Source organism: Streptomyces sp. CB01249 (assembly GCF_001905735.1).
GTDB lineage: Bacteria > Actinomycetota > Actinomycetes > Streptomycetales > Streptomycetaceae > Streptomyces.
Window position 1 is genome coordinate 739,150 of record NZ_LISW01000001.1, and the last position, 21,577, is coordinate 760,726.

Consider the following 21,577-nt stretch of genomic DNA (forward strand, 5'->3'; position numbering starts at 1 on the left):
GCTTCGGGCGAAGTCGGGTGGGTGGTTACGCGGATGCCGCGGCGGAGTCGCGGAGGGTGTCCAGGACCGGGTTGAGGCGGGCGAAGAAGCCCGGCAGGTCCTGCTGGAAGTAGAAGTGGTCACCGGGCAGCACCTGCGGCACGACCTCGTGGCCGGTCACCAGCGACCAGCCGGCGAGCATCTCCGCCGGGACGATCGGGTCCTCGGACCCGCCGAACACGGCCACCGGGCAGTCGAGTCGCGCGTCCGGGGCGGTGCACCGGTAGGCGTCGTCGATCGCGAAGTCGGCCCGGATGGACGGCAGGACGATCTCTCGCAGCTCCGGGTCGTCGAGGATGCCGTCGTCGGTGCCGCCGCGCTCCTTGATGGCCGCGACCAGCTCGTCGTCGTCCAGCCGCTCCGGGTGCACCGGGCACTGGTTCGGCAGCACCGGCGCCCGGCAGGCGGACGCGATCAGCAGACGCGGAGTGCGGCCGGCGGCCCGCAGGGCGCGTACCACCTCGAAGGCGACCAGCGACCCCATGCTGTGCCCCAGCACCACCAGCTCACCGGTGTCGGCGGGCAGCGAGTCCACCACAGGCTGCGCCAGGTCGTCCACGGACAGCGGCAGGTCCTCGCAGTAGCGGGCGCCGCGGCCCGGGTACTGGCCGATCAGCAGCCGCACATCGGCCGGCAGGTGCTCGCGCCAGCCGCCGTAGGCGTGGGCGTTGCCCCCGGCGTGCGGCAGCACCAGCAGCGAGAGGCGGTGCGGGCCGTCACCGGGAAGGTCCCAGACGACGTCTTCGGGGGCGGGGGACACGGGGGTCATGAGCTGATCCGTTCTGTCTCGGTACGACGGCGGAGGGTGGGCCGGGCCTTCTTGGCGGCCGGCGCGGACTTCAGCGCGGTGATGTGCTCGGCGAGCCGGGCCGGTGTCGGGTGCTCGAAGACGTCGCGGACGGTGAGCCGGACGTCCAGGGAGACCGCGATGTGGTTGGTGAGGCGGGCGCCCAGGAGGGAGTGGCCGCCGTGGTGGAAGAAGTCGTCATCGATGGTCAGTGCTTCCTCGGCCCCCAGGGTGCGGGCGAAGAGGCCGGTCAGGGTCTCTTCCAGCGGGTTGCGCGGGGCGCGGCCCCGGGAGGCGACGGCGGCCGGTTCCGGCAGGGCGCGTCGGTCGATCTTGCCGTTGGGGGTGAGAGGGAGCCGGTCGAGGACGGTGAGGTAGGTGGGCACCATGTGCTCGGGCAGCCGCTCGGTGAGGTGCCTGCGGATGTCCTCGGTCGTCGTGTCGGTGTCGGTGACGACGTAGGCGGCGAGCTGGCGGCGGTGGGTGGTGACGGTGGCCTGGGTGAGGTGGGGGTGGCTGAGGAGCGCGGTCTCCACCTCGGCGGGTTCGACGCGGAAGCCCCGTATCTTCACCTGGTTGTCGGCGCGGCCGTGGTAGTGCAGGTGGCCCTCGTGGTCGAAGTGGGCGAGGTCTCCGGTGCGGTAGAGCCGGGTGCCGGGCTCGCCGTAGGGGTTGGGGATGAAGGTGGTGGCGGTGAGGTCGGGGCGGTTGAGGTAGCCGTGGGCGAGGCCGTGTCCGGTGAGGTAGAGGTGGCCGGTGACGCCGGGCGGGACGGGTTGGAGGGTGGCGTCGAGGATGTAGGCGGCCTTGTTGGTGAGGGGTGCGCCGATCGGGATGGTGGTGTGGGGTTCGGTGGTGGGGGCGATGGCGTGGGTGGTGGTGAACCCCATGGATTCGGCGGGGCCGTATCCGTTGACGACCGTCGTGTGGGGCGAGAGCTGTTGGAGTTTGTGCACGTGGGCGGGGGAGGCTGCCTCGCCGCCGGTGTAGGCGACGGTGACGGTGGTGAATGCCTCGGGGTGTTCGTCGGTGAGGTAGTTGAAGAGGCTGGCGGAGAGTTGGAGCATCGTGACGCCGTGGCGGTGGGACAGCTCGGCGATGAGAGCAGGTTCCGGCTTCTGGCCGGGCTGGAGAACGGTGGTACCGCCGTGGAGGAGTGCGCCCCAGAATTCGAGGCTGAAGGCGTCCCAGGAGACCGGCGAGCACTGGAGGAACACCTCGTCGGGCCCGAAGTTCCCGTACGTCTGCGCGGTGACCGTGGAGACCAGGTTGCGGTGTGAGGACAGGATGCCCTTGGGCCGTCCGGTCGAGCCGGAGGTGAACATCACGCACGCCACGTCCTGGCCCCGGACCGGTACACCGAGGTTGCTCGCGTCGTGGTGGGCCAGGTCGTCCGGGTCTTCGGTGCAGGTGGTCCAGGTTCCGGGGAGGCGGTCGGCGAGTGCGGTGTCGGTGACGAGGTGGCTGATGGCGGCCTCGGTCGCGGCGGACCGCAGGCGCTCGTCGGGGAAGTCCGGGTCGAGCAGCACGTGCCCGGCGCCGGTCTTGAGTACGGCGATGAGGGCGGTGGCGAAGGTGGCGTTGCGTTCCAGGAGGATGCCGGCGAGGTCGCCCCGGCCGAGGCCGCGTTCGCGTAGATGGTGGGCCCAGCGGTTGGCGGTGGCGTTGAGCTCCGCGTACGTGTAGCTGTTCTCGCCGTCGATGAGCGCGACGGCCTCCGGGGTGAGCGCGGCCTGCTCCTCGAACCGTGCGACCAGCGAGGTCTCGGCGATGTCGGCGGTGGTCCCGGCCCATGGCCCGAGGATCAGTTGCCGTTCGGTGGCCGACACCACGTCCAGCTCACCGACGCGCAGCTCGGGATCGGCCAGCGCCTGGCGCAGCACCTCGCCGAGCACGGTCACCATGCGTTCGACGGTGGACCGGTCGAACAGGTCCTCCGCGTAGAGCACCGTGCCCCGCAGCCCCTGGCCGTCGTCCGTGCGGAGCAGGAACTCCACGTCGAACTTGGCCGCGCCGCTCGTGACGTCGGGCATCGCGGTGACCGTCGCGTCCCCGAGCCGCAGCTCCGGAACGCCTCCGGATTCCAGCGTGAGGCAGATTTGGAAGAGGGGGTGGCGGGCGAGTGTGCGGGTGGGGTTGAGGGCGTCGAGGACGAGGTCGAAGGGTGCGTCCTGGTGGGCGAAGGCGTCGAGGTCGGTGGTGCGGACGCGTTCCAGGAGTTCGCGGAAGGTGGGGTTGCCGTCGGTGTGGGTGCGCAGGACCAGGGTGTTGACGAAGAACCCGACCAGATCGCGCAGCGCCTCATCGGTGCGCCCGGCGACGGGTGAGCCGATGGCCAGGTCGGTGCCGGCGCCGAGGCGGGTGAGCGCTGCGGCCAGGGCCGCGTGCACCACCATGAACGGGGTGCACCCTTCGGCCCGGGCGAGCTCACCGATGCGCTCGAACAGGTCGTCTCCCAGGGTGACTTCGACCTGACCGCCCCGGTGCGAGGCGCGTGCGGGGCGCGGGCGGTCCAGGTTCAGGGCGTGCTCCTCGGGGAGCCCTTCCAGCGTCTTGTGCCAGAACGCCAACTCCTGGGAGAGCACGCTGTCCGCGTCGTCGGCGGCTCCCAGCGCCCGCTGCTGCCACACCGCGTAGTCCGCGTACCGCACCGGCAACGGTTCCAGGACACTCGCGGTCGCACCCGCGCTCCGCGCCTCGTAGGCCCGGGACAGGTCATCGAACAGCACTCCGGTGGACCGGCCGTCCGTCGCGATGTGGTGGAGCAGGAGCAGGAGGACCGAAGACTCATCACCGACCTCGAACAGGGTGGCCCGGACGGGGAGTTCGCTGCGGAGATCGAAAACGTGGCGCGCGGCCTCGGCCATGACCCGGTCCAGCTCGCCGGAGGTCACCTCGCGGCGCTCGAAGGGCACCTGGGCCTCCGCGGCCGGTACGACGTGCTGGCGCGGTTCGCCGTCGACCGTCACGAACACGGTCCGCAGCGGGGTGTGGCGTACGACCACGTCCTGCAGCGCCGCGTCGAGCACCCCGGCGTCCAGCGGTCCGGTCAGCCGTACCGCCATCGGTACGTTGTACGCGGCGCTGCCGCCGTCCAGCTCGGCCATCAGCCACAGTCGGCGCTGGGCGAAGGACACGGGCGCGTCGCCGTCACCGGACCAGGCCCCGGCGGTGAGCGGCGGGAGCGCGGGCCGGCCGTCGAGGGTGGCGATGTGCTGGGCGAGGCGTGCGGGCGTCGGGTGCTGGAACACGTCCCGCATGGTCAGCCGGATGCCCAGCACCTCGGCGAGGTGGTTGGTGAGGCGGGCCGCCAGCAGCGAGTGCCCGCCATGGGCGAAGAAGCTGTCCTCGACACCCACGGGCCCCGGTGTGCCCAGAACCTTGCTGAACAGGGCGACCGTGACCTCTTCGAGCTGGCTCCCCGGGGCGCGGCCCTGCGAGGCGACGGCGGCCGGTTCGGGCAGGGCGCGTCGGTCGATCTTGCCGTTGGGGGTGAGGGGGAGCCGGTCGAGGACGGTGAGGTAGGCGGGGACCATGTGCTCGGGGAGCCGCTCGGTGAGGTGCCTGCGGATGTCCTCGGTCGTCGTGTCGGTGTCGGTGACGACGTAGGCGGCGAGCTGGCGGCGGTGGGTGGTGACGGTGGCCTGGGTGAGGTGGGGGTGGGTGAGGAGCGCGGCCTCGATCTCACCGGGTTCGATGCGGAAGCCGCGCACCTTGACCTGGCTGTCCGCCCGGCCTTCGTAGTGCAGGTGGCCTTCGCGGTCGAACCGGGCGAGGTCTCCGGTGCGGTAGAGCCGGGTGCCGGGCTCGCCGTAGGGGTTGGGGATGAAGGTGGTGGCGGTGAGGTCGGGGCGGTTGAGGTAGCCGTGAGCGAGGCCGTGTCCGGTGAGGTAGAGGTGGCCGGTGACGCCGGGCGGGACGGGCTGGAGGGTGGAGTCGAGGACGTAGGCGGCCTTGTTGGTGAGAGGCGAGCCGATCGGGATGGTGGGGTGGGGTTCGGTGGTGGGGGCGATGGTGTGGGTGGTGGTGAAGCCCATGGACTCGGCGGGGCCGTATCCGTTGACCACGGTGGTGTGAGGTGACAGGTGCTGAAGCTTGTGGACGTGCGCGGGCGAAGCTGCTTCCCCGCCGGTGTAGGCGACGGTGACCGACGCGAATGCTTCGGGGTGTTCGTCGGTGAGGTAGTTGAAGAGGCTGGCGGAGAGTTGGAGCATCGTGACGCCGCGGCGGTGGGACAGCTCGGCGATCAGAGCAGGTTCCGGCTTCTGGCCGGGCTGGAGAACGGTGGCACCGCCGTGGAGGAGTGCGCCCCAGAATTCGAGACTGAAGGCGTCCCAGGACACCGGCGAGCACTGAAGGAACACTTCATCCGGTCCGAAGTTCCCGTACGTCTGCGCGGTGACCGTGGAGACGAGGTTGCGGTGCGAGGACAGGATGCCCTTGGGCCGCCCGGTGGACCCCGACGTGAACATCACGCACGCCACGTCGTCCCCCGTGACCGGCACACCCAGGTTGTCCTCCGCCGCATCGGCCGGCGCCCCGCCGGAGCACGAGACCACGCGCCAGGGGCCAGTCACGCGCTGCCCGAGGACGTCGTCTGTGACGAGCAGGGCGATGCCCGCATCCCGCGCGGCCGAGCGAAGGCGCTCGTCCGGGAAATCGGGGTCGAGCAGGGTGTAACCGGCGCCGGTCTTGAGTACGGCGATGAGCGCGGCGGCGAAGGTGGCGTTGCGTTCCACGAGGATGCCGGCGAGCTGGCCCCGGCCGAGGCCGTGTGCGCGCAGGTGGTGGGCCCAGCGGTTGGCGGTGGCGTTGAGCTCCGCGTACGTGAAGCTGTTCTCGCCGTCGATGAGCGCGACGGCCTCCGGGGACCGGGCGGCCTGGTCCTCGAAGCGCGCGACCAGCGAGGTTTCGTCGATGTCGGCGGTGGTCCCGGCCCAGGGCCCGAGGATCAGCCCCCGCTCGGCGGCCGACAGCACCTCCACGTCTCCGATGTGTGCTTCCGGGTCGTCCAGGGCCTGGCGCAGCACCCCGCCGAGCACGGTCACCATGCGCTCCACGGTGGCCCGGTCGAACACGTCCTCCGCGAAGACGACCACCCCGTGCAGGCCCCGGCTGTCGTCCGACCGGAGCAGGAACTCCAGGTCGAACTTGGCCGAGCCGTTGGTCAGCCCCCGCACCTCGGCCGTGTGGCCGCCCAGCCCCAGCACCGGAGCCTCCCCGGCCTCCAGGGCGAGGCAGATTTGGAAGAGGGGGTGGCGGGCGAGTGTGCGGGTGGGGTTGAGGGTGTCGAGGACGAGGTCGAAGGGTGCGTCTTGGTGGGCGAAGGCGTCGAGGTCGGTGGTGCGGACGTGTTCGAGCAGTTCGCGGAAGGTGGGGTTGCCGTCGGTGTGGGTGCGCAGGACGAGGGTGTTGACGAAGAAGCCGACGAGATCGCGCAGTGCCTCATCGGTGCGTCCGGCGACGGGTGAGCCGATGGCCAGGTCGGTGCCGGCGCCGAGGCGGGTGAGCGCTGCGGCCAGGGCCGCGTGGACGACCATGAAGGGGGTGCACCCTTCGGCCCGGGCCAGCTCGCCGATGCGCTCGAACAGGTCGTCACCCAGGGCCACTTCGACCTGACCGCCCCGGTGCGAGGCCACCGCCGGACGGGGCCGGTCGAGACTCAGCCCGTGCTCCTCCGGCAGTGCGCCCAAGGCGTCCCGCCAGAAGGCGAGTTCGCTGGAGAGCACGCTGTACGCGTCGTCGGCCGAGCCCAGCACCCGCTGCTGCCATACCGCGTAGTCCGCGTACTGCACGGGCAGCGGCTCAAGCACGCTTCCCTCGGCCCCGGCCAGCCGTGCCTCGTAAGCCCGGGCCAGGTCATCGAAGAAAACACCCGCCGAGCGGCCGTCCGTCGCGATGTGGTGGAAGAGCAGGAACAGGACGGGGTGCCCGTCTTCGAGGTCGAACAGGGCGGCCCGCAGCGGGTTCCCGGTCCTGAGGTCGAACCGGTGCCGGGTGGCCGCGTCCAGGTCGCCGTCCAGCGAGGCCGCCGTCGACGTCCGGCGCTCGATGACGACCCGGGCTCCGGCGGCCGGCTGGACGCGCTGCCGAGGCTCCCCGTCGCCCGTCGTGAACACGGTGCGCAGCGGCGCGTGGCGCTCCACGACGTCGTTGAGTGCGGCTTCCAGGGCATCGACGTCCGGGGTGCCGTCCAGGCGTACGGCCATCGGCACGTTGTACGCGGTGCTCCCGCCGTCCAACTCGGCGAGCAGCCACAGGCGGCGCTGGGCGAACGAGGCGGGGCTGTCCGGCCCGTCGCCCGCCTCGCCCGCGACCAGGGGCGGCAGCGCGGGCCGCCCCTTCAACGAGGCGATGTACTGCGCGAGGCGTGCGGGGGTGGGGTGCTGGAACACGTCCCGGATGGTCAGCCGCACGCCCAGCACATCGGCCATGTGGTTGGTGAGGCGGGCCGCCAGCAGCGAGTGCCCGCCGTGGGCGAAGAAACTGTCGTCCACACCCACCGGCTCCGAGGTGCGCAGCACCCGGCTGAAGAGGGCAACCGTCACCTCTTCCAGCTGCGTCTGCGGCACCCGCTCGGTACTCACCACCGCGACCGGCTCGGGCAGCGCGCGCTTGTCGATCTTCCCGTTCGGCATGAGGGGGAAGCGGTCGAGCGGGGTGAGGTAGGCGGGGACGAGGTGTTCCGGAAGCCGGTCGGCGAGGTGGCGGCGGAGCTCTGCCGGGTCGGCGGTGGTGACGACGTAGGCGGAGAGCTGGTCCTGGTGCTTGGTGACGACGGCCTGGGAGACCTTCGCGTGAGTGAGGAGCGCGGCTTCGACCTCGGCGGGTTCGATGCGGAAGCCGCGGATCTTGATCTGGTGGTCGGCGCGGCCTTCGTAGTGGAGGCGTCCGTCGTGGTCGAAGTGGGCGAGGTCGCCGGTGCGGTAGAGGCGGGTGCCGGGCTTGCCGTACGGGTTGGGTACGAAGCTGGTGGCGGTGAGGTCGGGGCGGTTGAGGTAGCCGTGGGCCAGGCCGTCGCCGGATACGTACAGCTCACCGGTGGCACCCGGTGCGCAGAGCCGGAGCGCGGTGTCGAGCACGTACAGCGGCTTGTTGACGAGTGGTGTGCCGATGGGGATGGCGGTGTGGGGCTCGTCGGCGGGCTCGATGGTGTGTGTGGTGGCGTAGATCATCGCCTCCGCCGGCCCGTACCCGTTGACCACGTTGATGCCCGGCCTGGCGCTGTGCAGCTTGTGTACGTGGACGGGCGAGGCGGCTTCCCCGACGGTGTAGGCCGTGGTTACCGAGTCGAAAGTCTCGGGGTGTTCGTCGGTGAGGTAGTTGAAGAGGCTGGCCGACAGCAGGAGGGTGGTGACGCGGTGCTTGGGGGCCAACTCCGCGATGAGCGACGGTTCCGGCTTTTGTCCGGGTTGCAGGACGACGCGTGCGCCGTGGAGCAGCGGGCCCCAGAATTCGAGGCTGAAGGCGTCCCAGGAGATGGGGGAGGACTGGAGGTATACCTCGTCCGGGCCGGTGGGCAGGTAGGTCTGTCCGACCAGGGTCGATACGAGGTTGCGGTGCGAGGAGACGATGCCCTTGGGCCGTCCGGTGGAGCCGGAGGTGAACATCACGCACGCCACGTCCTGGCCCCGGACCGGTACACCGAGGTTGCTCGCGTCGTGGTGGGCCAGGTCGTCCGGGTCTTCGGTGCAGGTGGTCCAGGTTCCGGGGAGGCGGTCGGCGAGTGCGGTGTGGGTGACCAGGTGGCTGATGGCGGCCTCGGTCGCGGCGGACCGCAGGCGCTCATCGGGGAAGTCCGGGTCGAGCAGTACATGTCCCGCACCGGTCTTGAGTACGGCGATGAGGGCGGTGGCGAAGGTGGCATTGCGTTCCAGGAGAATGCCCGCCAGGTCACCTCGGCCGAGGCCGCGCCCGCGCAGCTCGCGTGCCCAGCGGTTGGCGGTGGCGTTCAGCTCCGCGTACGTATAGCTGCGATCTCCGTCGATCAGCGCAACCGCATCCGGGACCCGTGCCACCTGCTCCTCGAAGCGCTGCACGAGCGACACATCGTCCCGGTCGGCCACCTTCCCGGCCCACGCCCCGAGCAGCACCTCCCGCTCACCCGCCGACAGCACATCGACGTCCCCGATGCGCGCCTCCGGGTCGGCCAGCGCCTGGCGCAGCACCGTTCCGAGCACGGTCACCATGCGTTCGACGGTGGATCGGTCGAACAGGTCCTCCGCGAAGACGACCATGCCGCGCAGGCCCTCGCCGTCGCCCGTGCGGAGCAGGAACTCCAGGTCGAACTTGGCCGAGCCGTTGGCGAACGTCTGCACGGCTTGCGGTCGCACCCCGGGCAGAGCCAGCACCGGTGTGCTGGTCTCCAGGGTGAGGCAGATTTGGAAGAGGGGGTGGCGGGCGAGTGTGCGGGTGGGGTTGAGGGTGTCGAGGACGAGGTCGAAGGGTGCGTCTTGGTGGGCGAAGGCGTCGAGGTCGGTGGTGCGGACGCGTTCGAGTAGTTCGCGGAAGGTGGGGTTGCCGTCGGTGTGGGTGCGCAGGACGAGGGTGTTGACGAAGAAGCCGACCAGATCGCGCAGCGCCTCATCGGTGCGTCCGGCGACGGGTGAGCCGATGGCCAGGTCGGTGCCGGCGCCCAGTCGGGTGAGCGCTGCGGCCAGGGCCGCGTGCACCACCATGAACGGGGTGCACCCCTCGGCGCGGGCCAGCTCACCCACGCGGGCGAACAGGTCGTCACCGAGATCGACGGCCACCTCACCGCCCCGGTGCGAGGCCCGTGCGGGGCGCGGCCGGTCCGGGTTGAGACCGTGCTCCTCCGGAAGGTTCGCCAAGGCGCCCTGCCAGAAGGCGAGTTCGCGGGAGAGCACGCTGTCCGCGTCGTCGGCCGAGCCCAGCACCCGCTGCTGCCACACCGCGTAGTCCGCGTACTGCACGGGCAGCGGCTCAAGCACGCTTCCCTCGGCCCCGGCCACCCGTGCCTCGTACGCACGGGCCAGGTCGGTCACGTACACCTCGCCCGACTGGCCGTCCGTGGCGATGTGGTGCAGCACGAAGACCAGGTGATGCGTGGTGTCGTCCAGCCGGAACAGCGTGACGGCGAGCGGGAGTTCACTGCGGAGGTCGAAGACATGGCGACCGGCCTCGGCCACCGCGTGGTCCAGCTCCCCGGCGGTCACCTCACGGCGCTCCATGCGCAACCGCGCCCCGGTGGCCGGGAGAATGCGCTGCCGAGGTTCGCCGTCCACCGTTTCGTACCGGGTGCGCAGGGGCGCGTGGCGCTCGATGACGTCGTTGAGCGCGGCTTCCAGGGCGTCGGCGTCCAGGGTGCCGTCCAGGCGTACGGCCATCGGCACGTTGTACGCGGTGCTTCCGCCGTCCAGGTCCTCCAGTAGCCACAACCGGCGCTGGGCGAACGACATGGGAGCCAGCCCCTCGCCCGGACCCTCACCGGCGGTCGGCGGAGGCAGCGCCGGAAGGCCCTTCGCCGCACCGACCTTCTCCGCGAGCCGCGCCACGGTCGGGTTCTCGAACACGTCCCGGATCGTCAGCCGGACGCCGAGAGCCTGCGCGATCCGGTTGGTGAGGCGGGCCGCGAGGATCGAGTGCCCGCCGTGATGGAAGAAGTCGTCATCGATCGTCAGCGTGCCGGGCACGTCGAGCGTGCTGGTGAAGAGGCCTATCAGGGTCTCTTCCAGCAGGGTGCGCGGGGCACGACCGCCCGACGACACCGCGACCGGCTCGGGCAGCGCGCGCTTGTCGATCTTCCCGTTCGGCATGAGGGGGAAGCGGTCGAGCGGGGTGAGGTAGGCGGGGACGAGGTGTTCCGGAAGCCGGTCGGCGAGGTGGCGTCGGAGCTCTGCCGGGTCGGCGGTGGTGACGACGTAGGCCGAGAGCTGGTCCTGGTGCTTGGCGACGACGGCCTGGGAGACCTTCGCGTGAGTGAGGAGCGCGGCTTCGACCTCGGCGGGTTCGATACGGAAGCCGCGGATCTTGATCTGGTGGTCGGCGCGGCCTTCGTAGTGGAGGCGTCCTTCGTGGTCGAAGTGGGCGAGGTCGCCGGTGCGGTAGAGGCGTGTCCCGGCGGGGCCGTACGGGTTCGGGACGAAGCTGGTCGCGGTGAGGTCGGGGCGGTTGAGGTAGCCGTGGGCGAGGCCGTCGCCGGATACGTACAGCTCACCGGTGGCGCCCGGCGGGCACAGCCGCAGCGACGTATCGAGGACGTAGAGGGGCTTGTTGACCAGCGGGGTGCCGATCGGAATCACGGTGTGCGGGGCGTCGGCGGGCTCGATGACGTGCGTGGTGGCGTAGATCATCGCCTCTGCCGGCCCGTACCCGTTGACCACCTTGATGCCCGGCCGGACGGTCTGAAGCTTGTGCACGTGTACCGGGGAAGCCGCCTCACCCACCGTGTACGCGGTCGTGACCGAGTCGAAGGTCTCGGGGTGTTCGTCGGTGAGGTAGTTGAAGAGGCTGGCCGACAGGAGCAGGGTGGTGACGCGGTGCTTGGGGGCCAACTCCGCGATGAGCGAGGGCTCCGGCTTCTGCCCGGGTTGCAGGACGACGCGCGCGCCGTGCAGCAGCGGGCCCCAGAATTCGAGGCTGAAGGCATCCCACGAGATGGGGGAGGACTGGAGGTACACCTCATCCGCACCCGTCGGCAGGTAGGTCTGTCCGACCAGCGTCGACACGAGGTTGCGGTGCGAGGAGACGATTCCCTTGGGCCGTCCGGTGGAGCCCGACGTAAACATCACGCAGGCGAGGTCGTCACCGCGGATCGGCACACCCAGGTTGTCCGCGTCGTGGTGGGCCACCGCGTCCGGGCCCTCCACACACGTAACCCATTCACCCTCAAGGCGGCCCGCCAGCCCCGCATGGGTGACCAGGTGACTGATCGCGGTCTCGTCCGCCGCCGACCGCAGACGCTCGTCCGGGAAGTCCGGGTCGAGCAGCACGTGCCCCGCACCGGTCTTGAGTACGGCGATGAGCGCGGTGGCGAAGGTGGCGTTGCGTTCCAGCAGGATGCCGGCGAGTTGACCCCGACCCAGGCCGCGTTCGCGCAGGTGGTGGGCCCAGCGGTTGGCGGTGGCGTTGAGCTCTGCGTACGTGTAGCCGCGCTCGCCGTCGATCAGCGCGACCGCATCCGGGACCCGTGCCACCTGCTCCTCGAAGCGCTGCACGAGCGACACGTCGTCCCGAGCGGTCACCTCTCCGGCCCACGCCCCGAGCAGCATCGACCGCTCGCCTGCGGACAGCACCTCCAGCTCTGCCGCGTTCCGCTCGGCCGGCTCGACCCCGCCCGGGGACGGTTCGACCGAACGGGTGAAGAAGGCGGCCAGCCGGTCCTGGTGGGCGGCCACGGCGGAGACGTCGACGCCCTCCACCGGTGTATCGAAGTCGATGCGGAAACCGTCCGAGGCGCCCAGGTCGTACACGGTGACGTTGAGGTCCTCCACCGGGCCGCTGGTGACGTTGTGGTTCACCGTGGTGCTGCCGCAGACCGTCAGGTCCGCGTTGAAGGACATGATGTTGAGCACCGGACCGGTCAGCCGACGACCGCCGGTGAGCGTCCCCGCGTCCCGGCGCATGTCCTCGAACCGCGTCAACTGGTGGCGCAGACCGTGCTTGACCTCGGCGGCCACCGCACGCACCAGGGTGCGCAGGGACTCGTCCGTGCCCACACGGAGCCGCAGGGGCACGATGTTCGACGTCATGCCCGGCGTACTGCGGGCCGTCTTCGTGGCTCGGCCCGCCACCGGCAGGGCGACCATCAGCTCGTCCAGGTCCGTGACACGGTGCAGGTAGACCGTGAACAGCGCGACCACGAGCACCGGCCAGGAGACCCGCTCGGCGCGCGCCACGGCACGCAGCCGGTCGGCCTCCGCTGCCGTGACGAGGACCGTGCGCCGGGCGAAGGGCAGCAGAGCCCGGGCCGGGGCGGCCCGGCCGGCGCCCCTGACCAGGCTGGGGAACGTCTCCGGAGCGCCCGCCAAGTGCTCCCGCCAGGCCGCCCGTTCGACCGTGGCCTGCTCGGAGGCTCGGTACGCGGCGTCCTCGGCGTACAGCTCGGCGAGCCCACCGAAGGGCGAGTCACCCCACGGCTCCCCGGCGACCGCCCGCTCGTACAACTCGACCAGCCGTTGGAGCAGCATCCCCATGCCCGCGCCGTCCACGACCAGGTGGTGGAAGGCGTAGACGTAGAAGTACCGGTCGTCGGCCAGCTTGATCAGCATGCAGCGGACCGGGCATTCGCCGGTCAGATCGAAGGGCGCCCCGACCGCCGCGTCCACCAGCTCCCAGGCCGCGCCCGCCGGATCCGCCGCACCGCTCACATCGGTGTAGGCGAGCGTGCGCTCCGCCGCGTCGGCGTCGATCAGCTGCCACACCTGCTCGCCGTCGTCCTCGAAGCAGCGGGTGCGCATGACATCGGCTTCCACGACGAGGCGGCGCCAAGCGGCGGCCATCAGCACCGGGTCGACCGGGCCCAGGATGTCCCGGCACTCCGCGATGGTGTACTTCAGGCCGGTGGGGTCCAGGGTGTGCGCCGTCCAGATATCGCGCTGGGCCTCCGAGAGCGGCAGCCGGTAGACGGCCGGAGCGGGTGCGACGGTGGCGTCGGACGGCATGAGGTCTCCTGTGAGTCGCGGCGGGAGCGGGCGGGGCAGTGCCATACAACCGCCGGGGCCGGACGCCGAGCGGCAGTTGTTCCGGCGGTAGGGCCAGCAGTTCGGCGGTGCGGCGGCAGTCGGACGGCAGGCACGGCACACCCCGTCCGCCGCCGCACCGGAGCCCTCACACCCCGGCCGTCGCCCCCGCCGCCGCCCGCACCACGCACAGCACACGGAAGGCCGAGCGCCCGCCGTCCGCGCTGGTCCGGATCACGCCGCCGACCAGCAGTTCGCGGATCAGCCGGCCGCACTCCGGCAGCGGGCGGCCGGTGAGCCGCACGACGTCCTGGAGAAGGAACTCCCCGTCGCCCACCTCGCCCAGGTCGCCGATCAGGGCCCGGTGGGAGGCGGGCAGCGCGGCGAGCGTGCGGCTCACCCGGACCTGGAGGCGGGAGCCGTCCGGGCCGTCGGCCAGGTGGTCGAGGAGCGGGGCCGGGTCGGAGTCCACGATGTTCCGCAGGGTGGACAGGTCGCACACGGTGAGCCAGGAAGCGGCGGCACCGAGGGCCGCCGGGTGGCCGTCGAGGCGGTGGCAGATCCAGGCCACATCCGCGAGCGCCTGCTCATCGGGCACGATGTCGGGCCGGACGCGGCGGAGCTGGCTGAGGAAGAACCGTACGGCGGGCGCGTCCACATGCCCGGCGGCCGGGTCCGGCGCCTCCAACGGGGAGAGCAGGAAAAGGCGTTCACCGGGCACGTTCCAGGGACGCTCACCGGTGATCAGCAGCCGCAGGCCCGGGAACGTACGCAGGAGCCGGCTCAGGCGACCGAAGTCCAGGGCGGCGGTGTCGGCACCGTCGAGGACGAGCACGGCCGCACCGCGTACGGAGGAACCGCCGTCGTCGAGGGCGGCCAGCGCGTCCGCCAGCGCGGGCAGCACCTTCTCGGACGCGCCGCCGCGCAGGAACCGGGCGCAGTCGTCGGCGAGTTGGGGCATCGGATCGTCGTCGGGGCGCAGGCAGTCGGCGGTGGCGCCGTCACCGTAGTGCCAGAGCACCGGCAGCCCGGCGTCGTGCAGACGGGCGGCCGCCTCCAGGGCGAGCCGGGTCTTGCCCACCCCGCTCAACCCGACGACCGTCACCAGCCGTTCGGCGCCTGAACCCAGCTCCTCCACCAGGACACCGGTCTCCGCGTCCCGCCCGACCAGCGGGTACAGCGGCACGGGCGGTGCGGCCCGCTCCATGGACAGACGCCGGACGTCACCGTCCGCCCGGGACCCGCTGCGGGCCGCTGCCTCCAGCGCTGCCCGGGCCCGGGGGCCGAGCCTGAGCGCGTCGGCGATGAGCCGCACCGTATCCGTCCTGGGCCGCTGGGCCTTCCCCTTCTCCAGGTCCCGGATGGCCCGCACGCTGATGGTGGACAGATCCGCCAACTCCCTCTGGGTCTGGCCGATACGGAGCCGGTGGCCGCGTATCAGGGAACCGAGCGGGGCGGTGGTGGCCGGGGTGTCCTGCGGGGGGTGGCTGAGCGTCATGGGAAGGACTCCTGCTCGTCGGGGGGATGGGCGCCCCGGAAGCTGCTGCGGGCCGGGGTGCCGGAGGGGACGGCTGTCGTGCCTTGCTGCTGCCGGAATCCTCCGCGCGCGCCCTATCCGGGAGGCATCGCGAGACCAACGCCCTCACCGGCCCCGACGGCCCCTCGGGATAGGCGGCAGGAGCCCCCGCCCGGGCCGGCGATAAGGCCCCAGCGCCGTGATAGCGGGGGGATAGGCGCGGGGGCGGTGCCGTGAATCCGCCCGTTCCTAACTTGGTGTCCAGAAGGAAACGGAACACCGACGAAGGGACAGTCCGATGAACCGCAACACCACCGCCCGCAACGCCCTCCGCGCCGCTTTCGCCACCGTCGCCGTCGTGATCGTCACCGGCATCGGCGTCCAGGTGGGCTGGGCCGACGACACGTCCGGCACCGGCACCCAGCCGACCGGCACCAGCAGCACCCCCACCCCGGGCGCCACCGGCTCCACCGACAACAACCCCTGGGACTGACCCCCGCAGGACTCAGCCGGCGCCCAACAGCCGCCGGGTCTCAGCGAGTTCCCGCTTCATCCCCCGGCTCGTGAAGACCTCCACCGCGGGGGCCAGCAGTTCACGGGAACGCCCCGGCTCCTCCTCGCCGAGCAGCCGCGCCAGATCCAGGCGGGCCAGAGCGCCACCGCCGAAATCCATGATCTGCTCCCGGGCCGCGACGGCCCGGTCGAAGAAATACCTCGCCCGGTCGGGCCGCCCCATCAGGACGAACGCCTGGCCGAGGTCCCGCAGCAGATGCCCCTCGCCGATCACATCACCGGAATCCCGGCACAGCTCCAGGACCTCCGTGAACGTCAGCACCGCGAGGTCCAGCTCACCCCGCTCCAGCAGCAGTTGGCCCACCCGGCGCAGGGTCCGCGCCCGGCCCCCGAGATAGCCCACCCCGTCGTATATCTCCAGCGCCTCGTCCAACTGCGCCTGCGCCACGTCCACGTCACCCCGGCGCATCCGGATGTGGGCGCTCTGCGTCAGCACGATCGCCCGCCCCACCACATCACCGGCCCGGTCGAAATCCGCCAGCGACCGCCCGTACAGATCGAGGGCGGTGTCGTCGTCGCCGTTCGTCCGCGCGATCAGGGCCATGTCACGCCGGCACAGCGCCTCGCCCTGCGGTTCGTCCAGTGCCTGGAAGACGTCGAGCGCCGAACTCAGCGCCTGGCGCGCCATGTCGAACTCGTTGCGGCTCATGTACAGCGAACCCAGCGACGCCCGCACGGCGGCCGTCCCCCGCAGATTGCCCGCCTTGCGCACGGCGGCCAGCGCCCGTACGTGGGTCTGCTCCCACAGGTCGTAATGGCCCCGCACCTCGAACAACGTCACCAGGGTCGTCGCCAGATTCCAGCTGACGTCGTGCAGGCCCTCGTCGGCGGCGTGCTCCACCATCCCGCACAGGGCACCCTGCTCCGCGTCGAACCAGGCCAGCGGATCGGCGAGCAGGTCACTCGTGCACGACGGGGGCGGCGCCCAGCGCGGGGCGTCGCCGTGCAGGACGGTGAAGTCGCCGCCGTACACCTTGCGATGGGCCTCCTGCGCCAGATACATCCACCCGCCCGCCATCCGCACGAGCGCGTCCCGGCGCAGCTCCGGCGCGTCCTGCGCGGCCAGCTGCTCGCGCGCGTAGACGCGGATGATCTCGTGGAACTGGTACCGGTAGCCGCCGGTCCGCTCCACCCCGACCACGTCCAGCATCTGCATGTCGACCAGCGGTTCCAGCAGGTCCGACGGCACGGGCCGGTCGTCGTCGAGCAGCGCGCCCGCGAGCCAGCCCGGCAGTGTCGGCGTCCGCGCCATGGAGAGCAGCCGCAGCAGCCCCCGGTCCTCGGGCGCCAGACCGTTGTACGTGAGCGACAGGCTGGCGCGCATCGTCATCTCACCGTGCGCCAGCTCATCCAGCCGGTGCCGCTCGTTGGCCAGCCGGTGCACCATCGACGCGAGCGTCCAGTGCGGGCGGGCGGCGAGCCGGGCCGCCACGATCCGCAGCGCGAGCGGCAGCCGTCCCACCGTACGCACCAGGGCCTCGGCCGACGCGGCCTCGCCCTCCACCCGCTCCTCCCCGATGATCCGGGACAGCAGCTTCAGCGCCCGCTCCTCGTCCAGGACGTCCAGCTCCACGCGGTGCGCGCCCGGCAGCGCGGTCAGCCGGGCCCGGCTGGTGACCAGGACCGCGCAGTCCCGGCTCCCCGGCAGCAGCGGCTGCACCTGGCTTTCCGACGCGGCGTCGTCCAGGACCACCAGGAGGCGGCGGGAGGCGAGCCGGGTGCGGTACATCTCCGCCCGCTCGTCGAGCGAGTCCGGGATCAGCTGGCCCGGGATGCCCAGGGCCCGCAGGAAGCGGCCCAGCACCTCCGAGGTGGTGGCCGGGGTCCCCGTGCCGCGCAGATCGCAGTACAACTGGCCGTCGGGGAACCCCGTCTCCGCCAGCCGGTGCGCGAGATTCACGGCCAGCGTGGACTTGCCGGTGCCCGGCTTCCCGGTGATCACGGCAAGACCGACCGCCTTGCGCTCCCGGCCACCGGTCAGCGCCTTCTCCAAGACGGCGAGCTGGGCGTCGTCCGCCACGAAGTCCGAGGTGGCGGCGGGGAGCTGCTGCGGGCGGGCGTCGTGCGGCTGCGGTTCGGCGGCGGGGGAGTCCTGGGCGGCGGCCCTGGACACCGGCTCGGCGCTCGGGGCGGCGGCGCGTTCCGCGTCGGCACGGCCTGGCTCGCTGCGGTCGATGGCGACGGCCGGGCGCCGGGGCGCGGCGGCCTCGACTGCGCTCTCGCCGGGGTCGGCGCTCCCACCGGCGGACCGGGGCGCCTGCCCCCGTACCGGCGGAGGCAGTTCCCCGGCGAGGATGGCCGCCTCCAACCGGCGCAGTTCCCGGCCCGGTTCGAGGCCCAGCTCCTGGTCGAGGATCCGGCGCCCGTCCCGGAACGCCTCCAGCGCCTCCGCCTGCCGGCCCGACCAGTACAGGGCGCACATCAGCTGGCCCCGGAGCCGCTCCCGCAACGGGTTCTCGTGGGTGAGGAGTTGGAGCTCACCCACCAGCCGGTCGTGGCGGCCGAGCTCCAGCTCCAACTGCATCCGCAGCTCGACGGCGCTCAGCCGCTCCTCGTCCAGCTGGCGCGCCTTGTTGGCCAGGGGGCCGCTGTCCAGGCCGGTCAGGGAGTCCCCCTGCCACAGCGCCACCGCGGACTTCAGGAGCGCCACCGCCTTCTCGGACTCGCCGTCGTCGCGCTGCCGCCTCGCCATCGCGACCAGGCCGGTGAAGAGCAGCGAGTCCACGTCCCCGGTGTCCACGTGCAGGACGTATCCCGGCGGCCGGGTCGATATGGAGACCGTGCTGTCCGCACCGGCCAGGAGCTTCCGCAGCCGGGACACGCAGATCTGGACCTGGGTGCGGGCGGTCTCCGGCGGGCTGTCCTCCCAGATGAGGTCCACCAGGTAGTTCGTGCTGACCACCCGGTTTGCTTCGAGCAGCAGGGCGGCGAGGATGACCTCCTGACGGCCCGGCGGCACCCGCAGCGGCCCCTCCTTGCCTCGCACCTGAAGCGGGCCCAGCAATTGGAAGGGTGGTCGCGCCGCGCCCGGGGCATCCTGGACCGTGTGCGTCGTACCCTCGGCCACCGAGACCCCCAGCTCGTAAGCGCGTTGATGCTCCGGGATCAACGTCCCCAAAGTTTTCACAACCCTCACGCATCTGTCCATCCTGCATGCCCAGCGTGACCGGCCCGCGAATAGCGGCGCGATAGGCGGGGGTTGGTGCGGCCCGGAAGAGTACCGGGCGAAGGAGAAAGGAGACGTCCATGCACGCCGACGCCTGGACGAGCAGCGCCCCCTACACCGGGGGCGATCTGGTCACCGCCGCGGGAACCGATCACGTCCGTCTCGTCTACGAGTACCTGGACGCCGGAGACCTCGACGCGTGTGCCTCCCTGCTGCACGACCACATCGCTCTGGAGCTGCCCGGCGCCCCGACGGCCCACGGCCGGACCGCGTTCCTGCACGCCCACCGCAACCACCCGGGGGCACCCGCCCGCCACGAGATCGACCAGGTCGTCGCCCACTCCCGGAGTGTGGTGGCGGCGGGGCGCCGCCTCGGCACGGGCGCCGATGACGCGGGTGTGCGCTTCGTGGACGTCTTCCGCATCGCTGAGGACGGCATGGTGGAGTCCTGCACCCGCTACTACCACGCGGTGCCCTGACCGGCCCCGTCCGCCGGGCGCAGGGCGGCCGCACGGTAGTCGCGCGGAGCCATCCCGTACGCCGTCCGGAAGGCCCGGCTGAACACGGTCGCGTCGGTGAACCCCCACCGGGCGGCGACGGCCTGGATGGGCTGCCGGCGCAGCTCGGGGCGGGCCAGGTCCGCGCGGCAGCCGTCGAGCCGGCGGCGGCGGATCGTCGCGGCGACGCTCTCGGGCTGGTCCCGGAAGAGCGCGTGCAGGCTCCGCAGCGACAGGTGGTGGCGGGCGGCGATGAGGCTCGGGGACAGCCCGGGGTCGCCGATGTGATGGTCGATGAAGGCGCTGACCCGCCGCAGCAGCACATGCGCCCGCAGCTCGGCGGGCGCCTCCACCGGGAACGACCCGATGCGGTCGGCCAGGCAGGACGCGGCCATGTCCACGGCCATCTCGCCCAGCACGCCCAGCTGCTGGGGTGAGCAGTCGGCCCCCGTTGCGGCGAGGTTCGTCAGGAAACCGGCCAGCATCGCGCCCATCCCCGTATCGCCCGGGACACTCCGCGCGAGGATCCGGTCCACCCGCTGCGAGGGCAACGGCATCCGGGCCTTCGGTATCTGGAGGACGATGACCTCGACGTCCCGCCCGTCCGTCCCCGACCCGGACTCGTACGGACGCGAGGTGTCCCACAACGCCATCCCGCCGACGCCGAGTTCGGCCTCACCGCCCTGCTGCGCGAACCAGGCCGAGCCACTGGTCACCAGCGCCAGCTGGTACTGCTCCGGATCACCCTGCCGGATCAGCGCCGGGGTCCTGCGCGACCGCAGCGGACCGTAGCCGAACCGCGCCAGCTGTACGGTCCCGAGACCGAGCATCCCGCCCCGCGCGTCGAAGCTGTCCGGGTCCGCGGCGCGGAACTCCGTGGGGAGCAGGACGTCGGACACCACCTGCTCGAACCACTCGAACCGGTTGTCCGGCGCCATCTCGGCCGCCGCCATCTCCTGCCACACCGTCGGGCACCCCCCTCACGCCTGATCAGCCGCCGGACAGGTCAGGTTCCGGCCAGGTGCAGTCTGATGGATCGGCCAAGATCGCGACAAGCGTTGTCCGCGGCCGGTCGCGGGTCAGGACGCGGCGGACCCGGCCGGGCCCTCCGGCGAACGCAGCACCAGGAGCGTGATCTCGCTGGGGGCGAAGACACGGAACGGCGGGCCCCAGAACCCGGTGCCCCGGCTGGTGTACAGCTGGGTGCGGTCGCCGTGGCGGCTCAGCCCGGCGACGGCCGGCTGGTCGAGGCGGACCAGGTAGTGGAACGGCCAGATCTGGCCGCCGTGGGTGTGGCCCGACAGCTGGAGGTCGACGCCGCCCTCGGCGGCCCGGTCGATGAACTTCGGCTGGTGCGCCAGGAGCAGCACCGGAAGATCCGGGTCGGCGCCGTCCAGCGCCCCGGCGAGGTGCGCGCGGTGACCGGCCAGACCGGAGGACTCGGCGGTGACATCGTCCACCCCCGCCACCACGAGGGTGTCGCCGCCGCGTTCGAGCAGCACATGGCGGTTGCGCAGCGGCTGCCAGCCCAGCTCGTCCATCAGGTCCACCCAGCCCTGCGCCTCGCTGTAGTACTCGTGGTTGCCGGTGACGTAGACGCGGGCGTGGGCGGCGCGCACCGTGCCGAGCGGGGCGGCCTGGGCACGGCGGCGCTCCGCGGTGCCGTCCGCGATGTCACCGGTGTGGCAGACCAGGTCCGCCTCCAGCGCGTTGACCTCCTCGCAGACCCGCTCCGACCAGCGGGCCCGGTCCAGCGGCCCGTAGTGCGTGTCGGTGATGAGGGCGACCCGGGTGCCGTCCAGGCCCGGCCCCAGGCGCGGCAGTCGGACTTCGACCCGGCGCACCCTCGGCACCCGGCGCGCTTCGGCGTACCCCCAGGCGAGCAGGGCGGCGGCGGCCCCGAGCACCGACCAGGTGACGATCCTGGCCCGGTCCTGCCCGTCGCCGGTTCCGGCCAGGGTCAGGGCGAGCCGGAGCAGGACGCCGAGCAGCACGGACCAGGTGAACAGCACCCAGATGGAGCCGAGCATGCTGTCCCCGAGGATCGCCGCCCGGTCCTGCTGCCGCTTGCCGTGGCCCCGCATCATCGCGACGGGCATGGTGACGAGGCCGAGCGCGAACAGGCAGGTGCCGGCCACGGTGACGGGGAGCGGCCAGTGCTGCCCGGTGTACAGCAGTACCCAGCACGGGACGGCCCACAGCAGGACCGGGGCGACCAGGGGGACGTAACGCATGAGGCGCCGCACCCGGCTCGGTGGCGCCGCTGCCGCCCCGCCGTCCGCGGACCGGGCCTCGCTGGTGTCGGTCACGTTTCCTCCTCGGACGGCCGGAATGCCGCCCGGCACTGTACCCGGTCGC

8 protein-coding genes are annotated in these 21,577 nt (G+C 72.0%); 2 read left to right on the forward strand and 6 right to left on the reverse strand.

The window, feature by feature from the left end:
* Positions 1 to 25: 25 nt before the first annotated feature.
* The 3 genes from AMK18_RS03130 to AMK18_RS03145 all read right to left on the reverse strand — a co-directional run bounded on the left by AMK18_RS03130 (position 26) and on the right by AMK18_RS03145 (position 14,965).
* Entirely contained in the window at positions 26 to 808 is a 783-nt protein-coding gene (locus AMK18_RS03130; protein WP_018100444.1) for a thioesterase II family protein, read from the reverse strand.
* Positions 805 to 13,449, reverse strand: a complete 12,645-nt coding sequence (locus AMK18_RS03135; RefSeq protein ID WP_158071797.1) for a non-ribosomal peptide synthetase — start codon at positions 13,447 to 13,449, stop codon at positions 805 to 807. Before AMK18_RS03135 ends, AMK18_RS03130 begins: the two co-directional genes overlap by 4 nt.
* 166 nt (positions 13,450 to 13,615) lie before the next feature.
* Positions 13,616 to 14,965, reverse strand: a complete 1,350-nt coding sequence (locus tag AMK18_RS03145; protein WP_073861543.1) for a helix-turn-helix domain-containing protein — start codon at positions 14,963 to 14,965, stop codon at positions 13,616 to 13,618.
* Positions 14,966 to 15,281: 316 nt separating this feature from the next.
* On the opposite strand from AMK18_RS03145, the gene AMK18_RS03150 reads away from it, so the two are divergent.
* Complete coding sequence (locus tag AMK18_RS03150; RefSeq protein WP_018100441.1) at positions 15,282 to 15,476, forward strand: hypothetical protein; 195 nt, start codon at positions 15,282 to 15,284, stop codon at positions 15,474 to 15,476.
* A gap of 12 nt (positions 15,477 to 15,488) precedes the next feature.
* Here the strand turns inward: AMK18_RS03150 and AMK18_RS03155 are convergent, their stop codons facing one another.
* Positions 15,489 to 18,560 (reverse strand): AfsR/SARP family transcriptional regulator, encoded by a 3,072-nt coding sequence (locus AMK18_RS03155; protein WP_073861544.1) that lies wholly within the window; start codon positions 18,558 to 18,560, stop codon positions 15,489 to 15,491.
* A gap of 242 nt (positions 18,561 to 18,802) precedes the next feature.
* On the opposite strand from AMK18_RS03155, the gene AMK18_RS03160 reads away from it, so the two are divergent.
* Positions 18,803 to 19,201 carry a nuclear transport factor 2 family protein gene (locus AMK18_RS03160; protein ID WP_073861545.1) on the forward strand — a complete coding sequence of 133 codons (399 nt, stop codon included), beginning with the start codon at positions 18,803 to 18,805 and terminating at the stop codon, positions 19,199 to 19,201.
* Here the strand turns inward: AMK18_RS03160 and AMK18_RS03165 are convergent.
* Both AMK18_RS03165 and AMK18_RS03170 read right to left on the reverse strand, forming a co-directional pair.
* The gene (locus AMK18_RS03165; RefSeq protein ID WP_241836434.1) at positions 19,183 to 20,184 is read right to left on the reverse strand and encodes a helix-turn-helix domain-containing protein; all 1,002 of its coding nucleotides are present in this window, start codon (positions 20,182 to 20,184) and stop codon (positions 19,183 to 19,185) included. The genes AMK18_RS03160 and AMK18_RS03165 overlap by 19 nt on opposite strands.
* 114 nt (positions 20,185 to 20,298) lie before the next feature.
* On the reverse strand, positions 20,299 to 21,528 hold the full coding sequence (locus AMK18_RS03170) for a metallophosphoesterase (protein WP_073861547.1): 1,230 nt from the start codon (positions 21,526 to 21,528) through the stop codon (positions 20,299 to 20,301).
* Between the last annotated feature and the right edge of the window lie 49 nt (positions 21,529 to 21,577).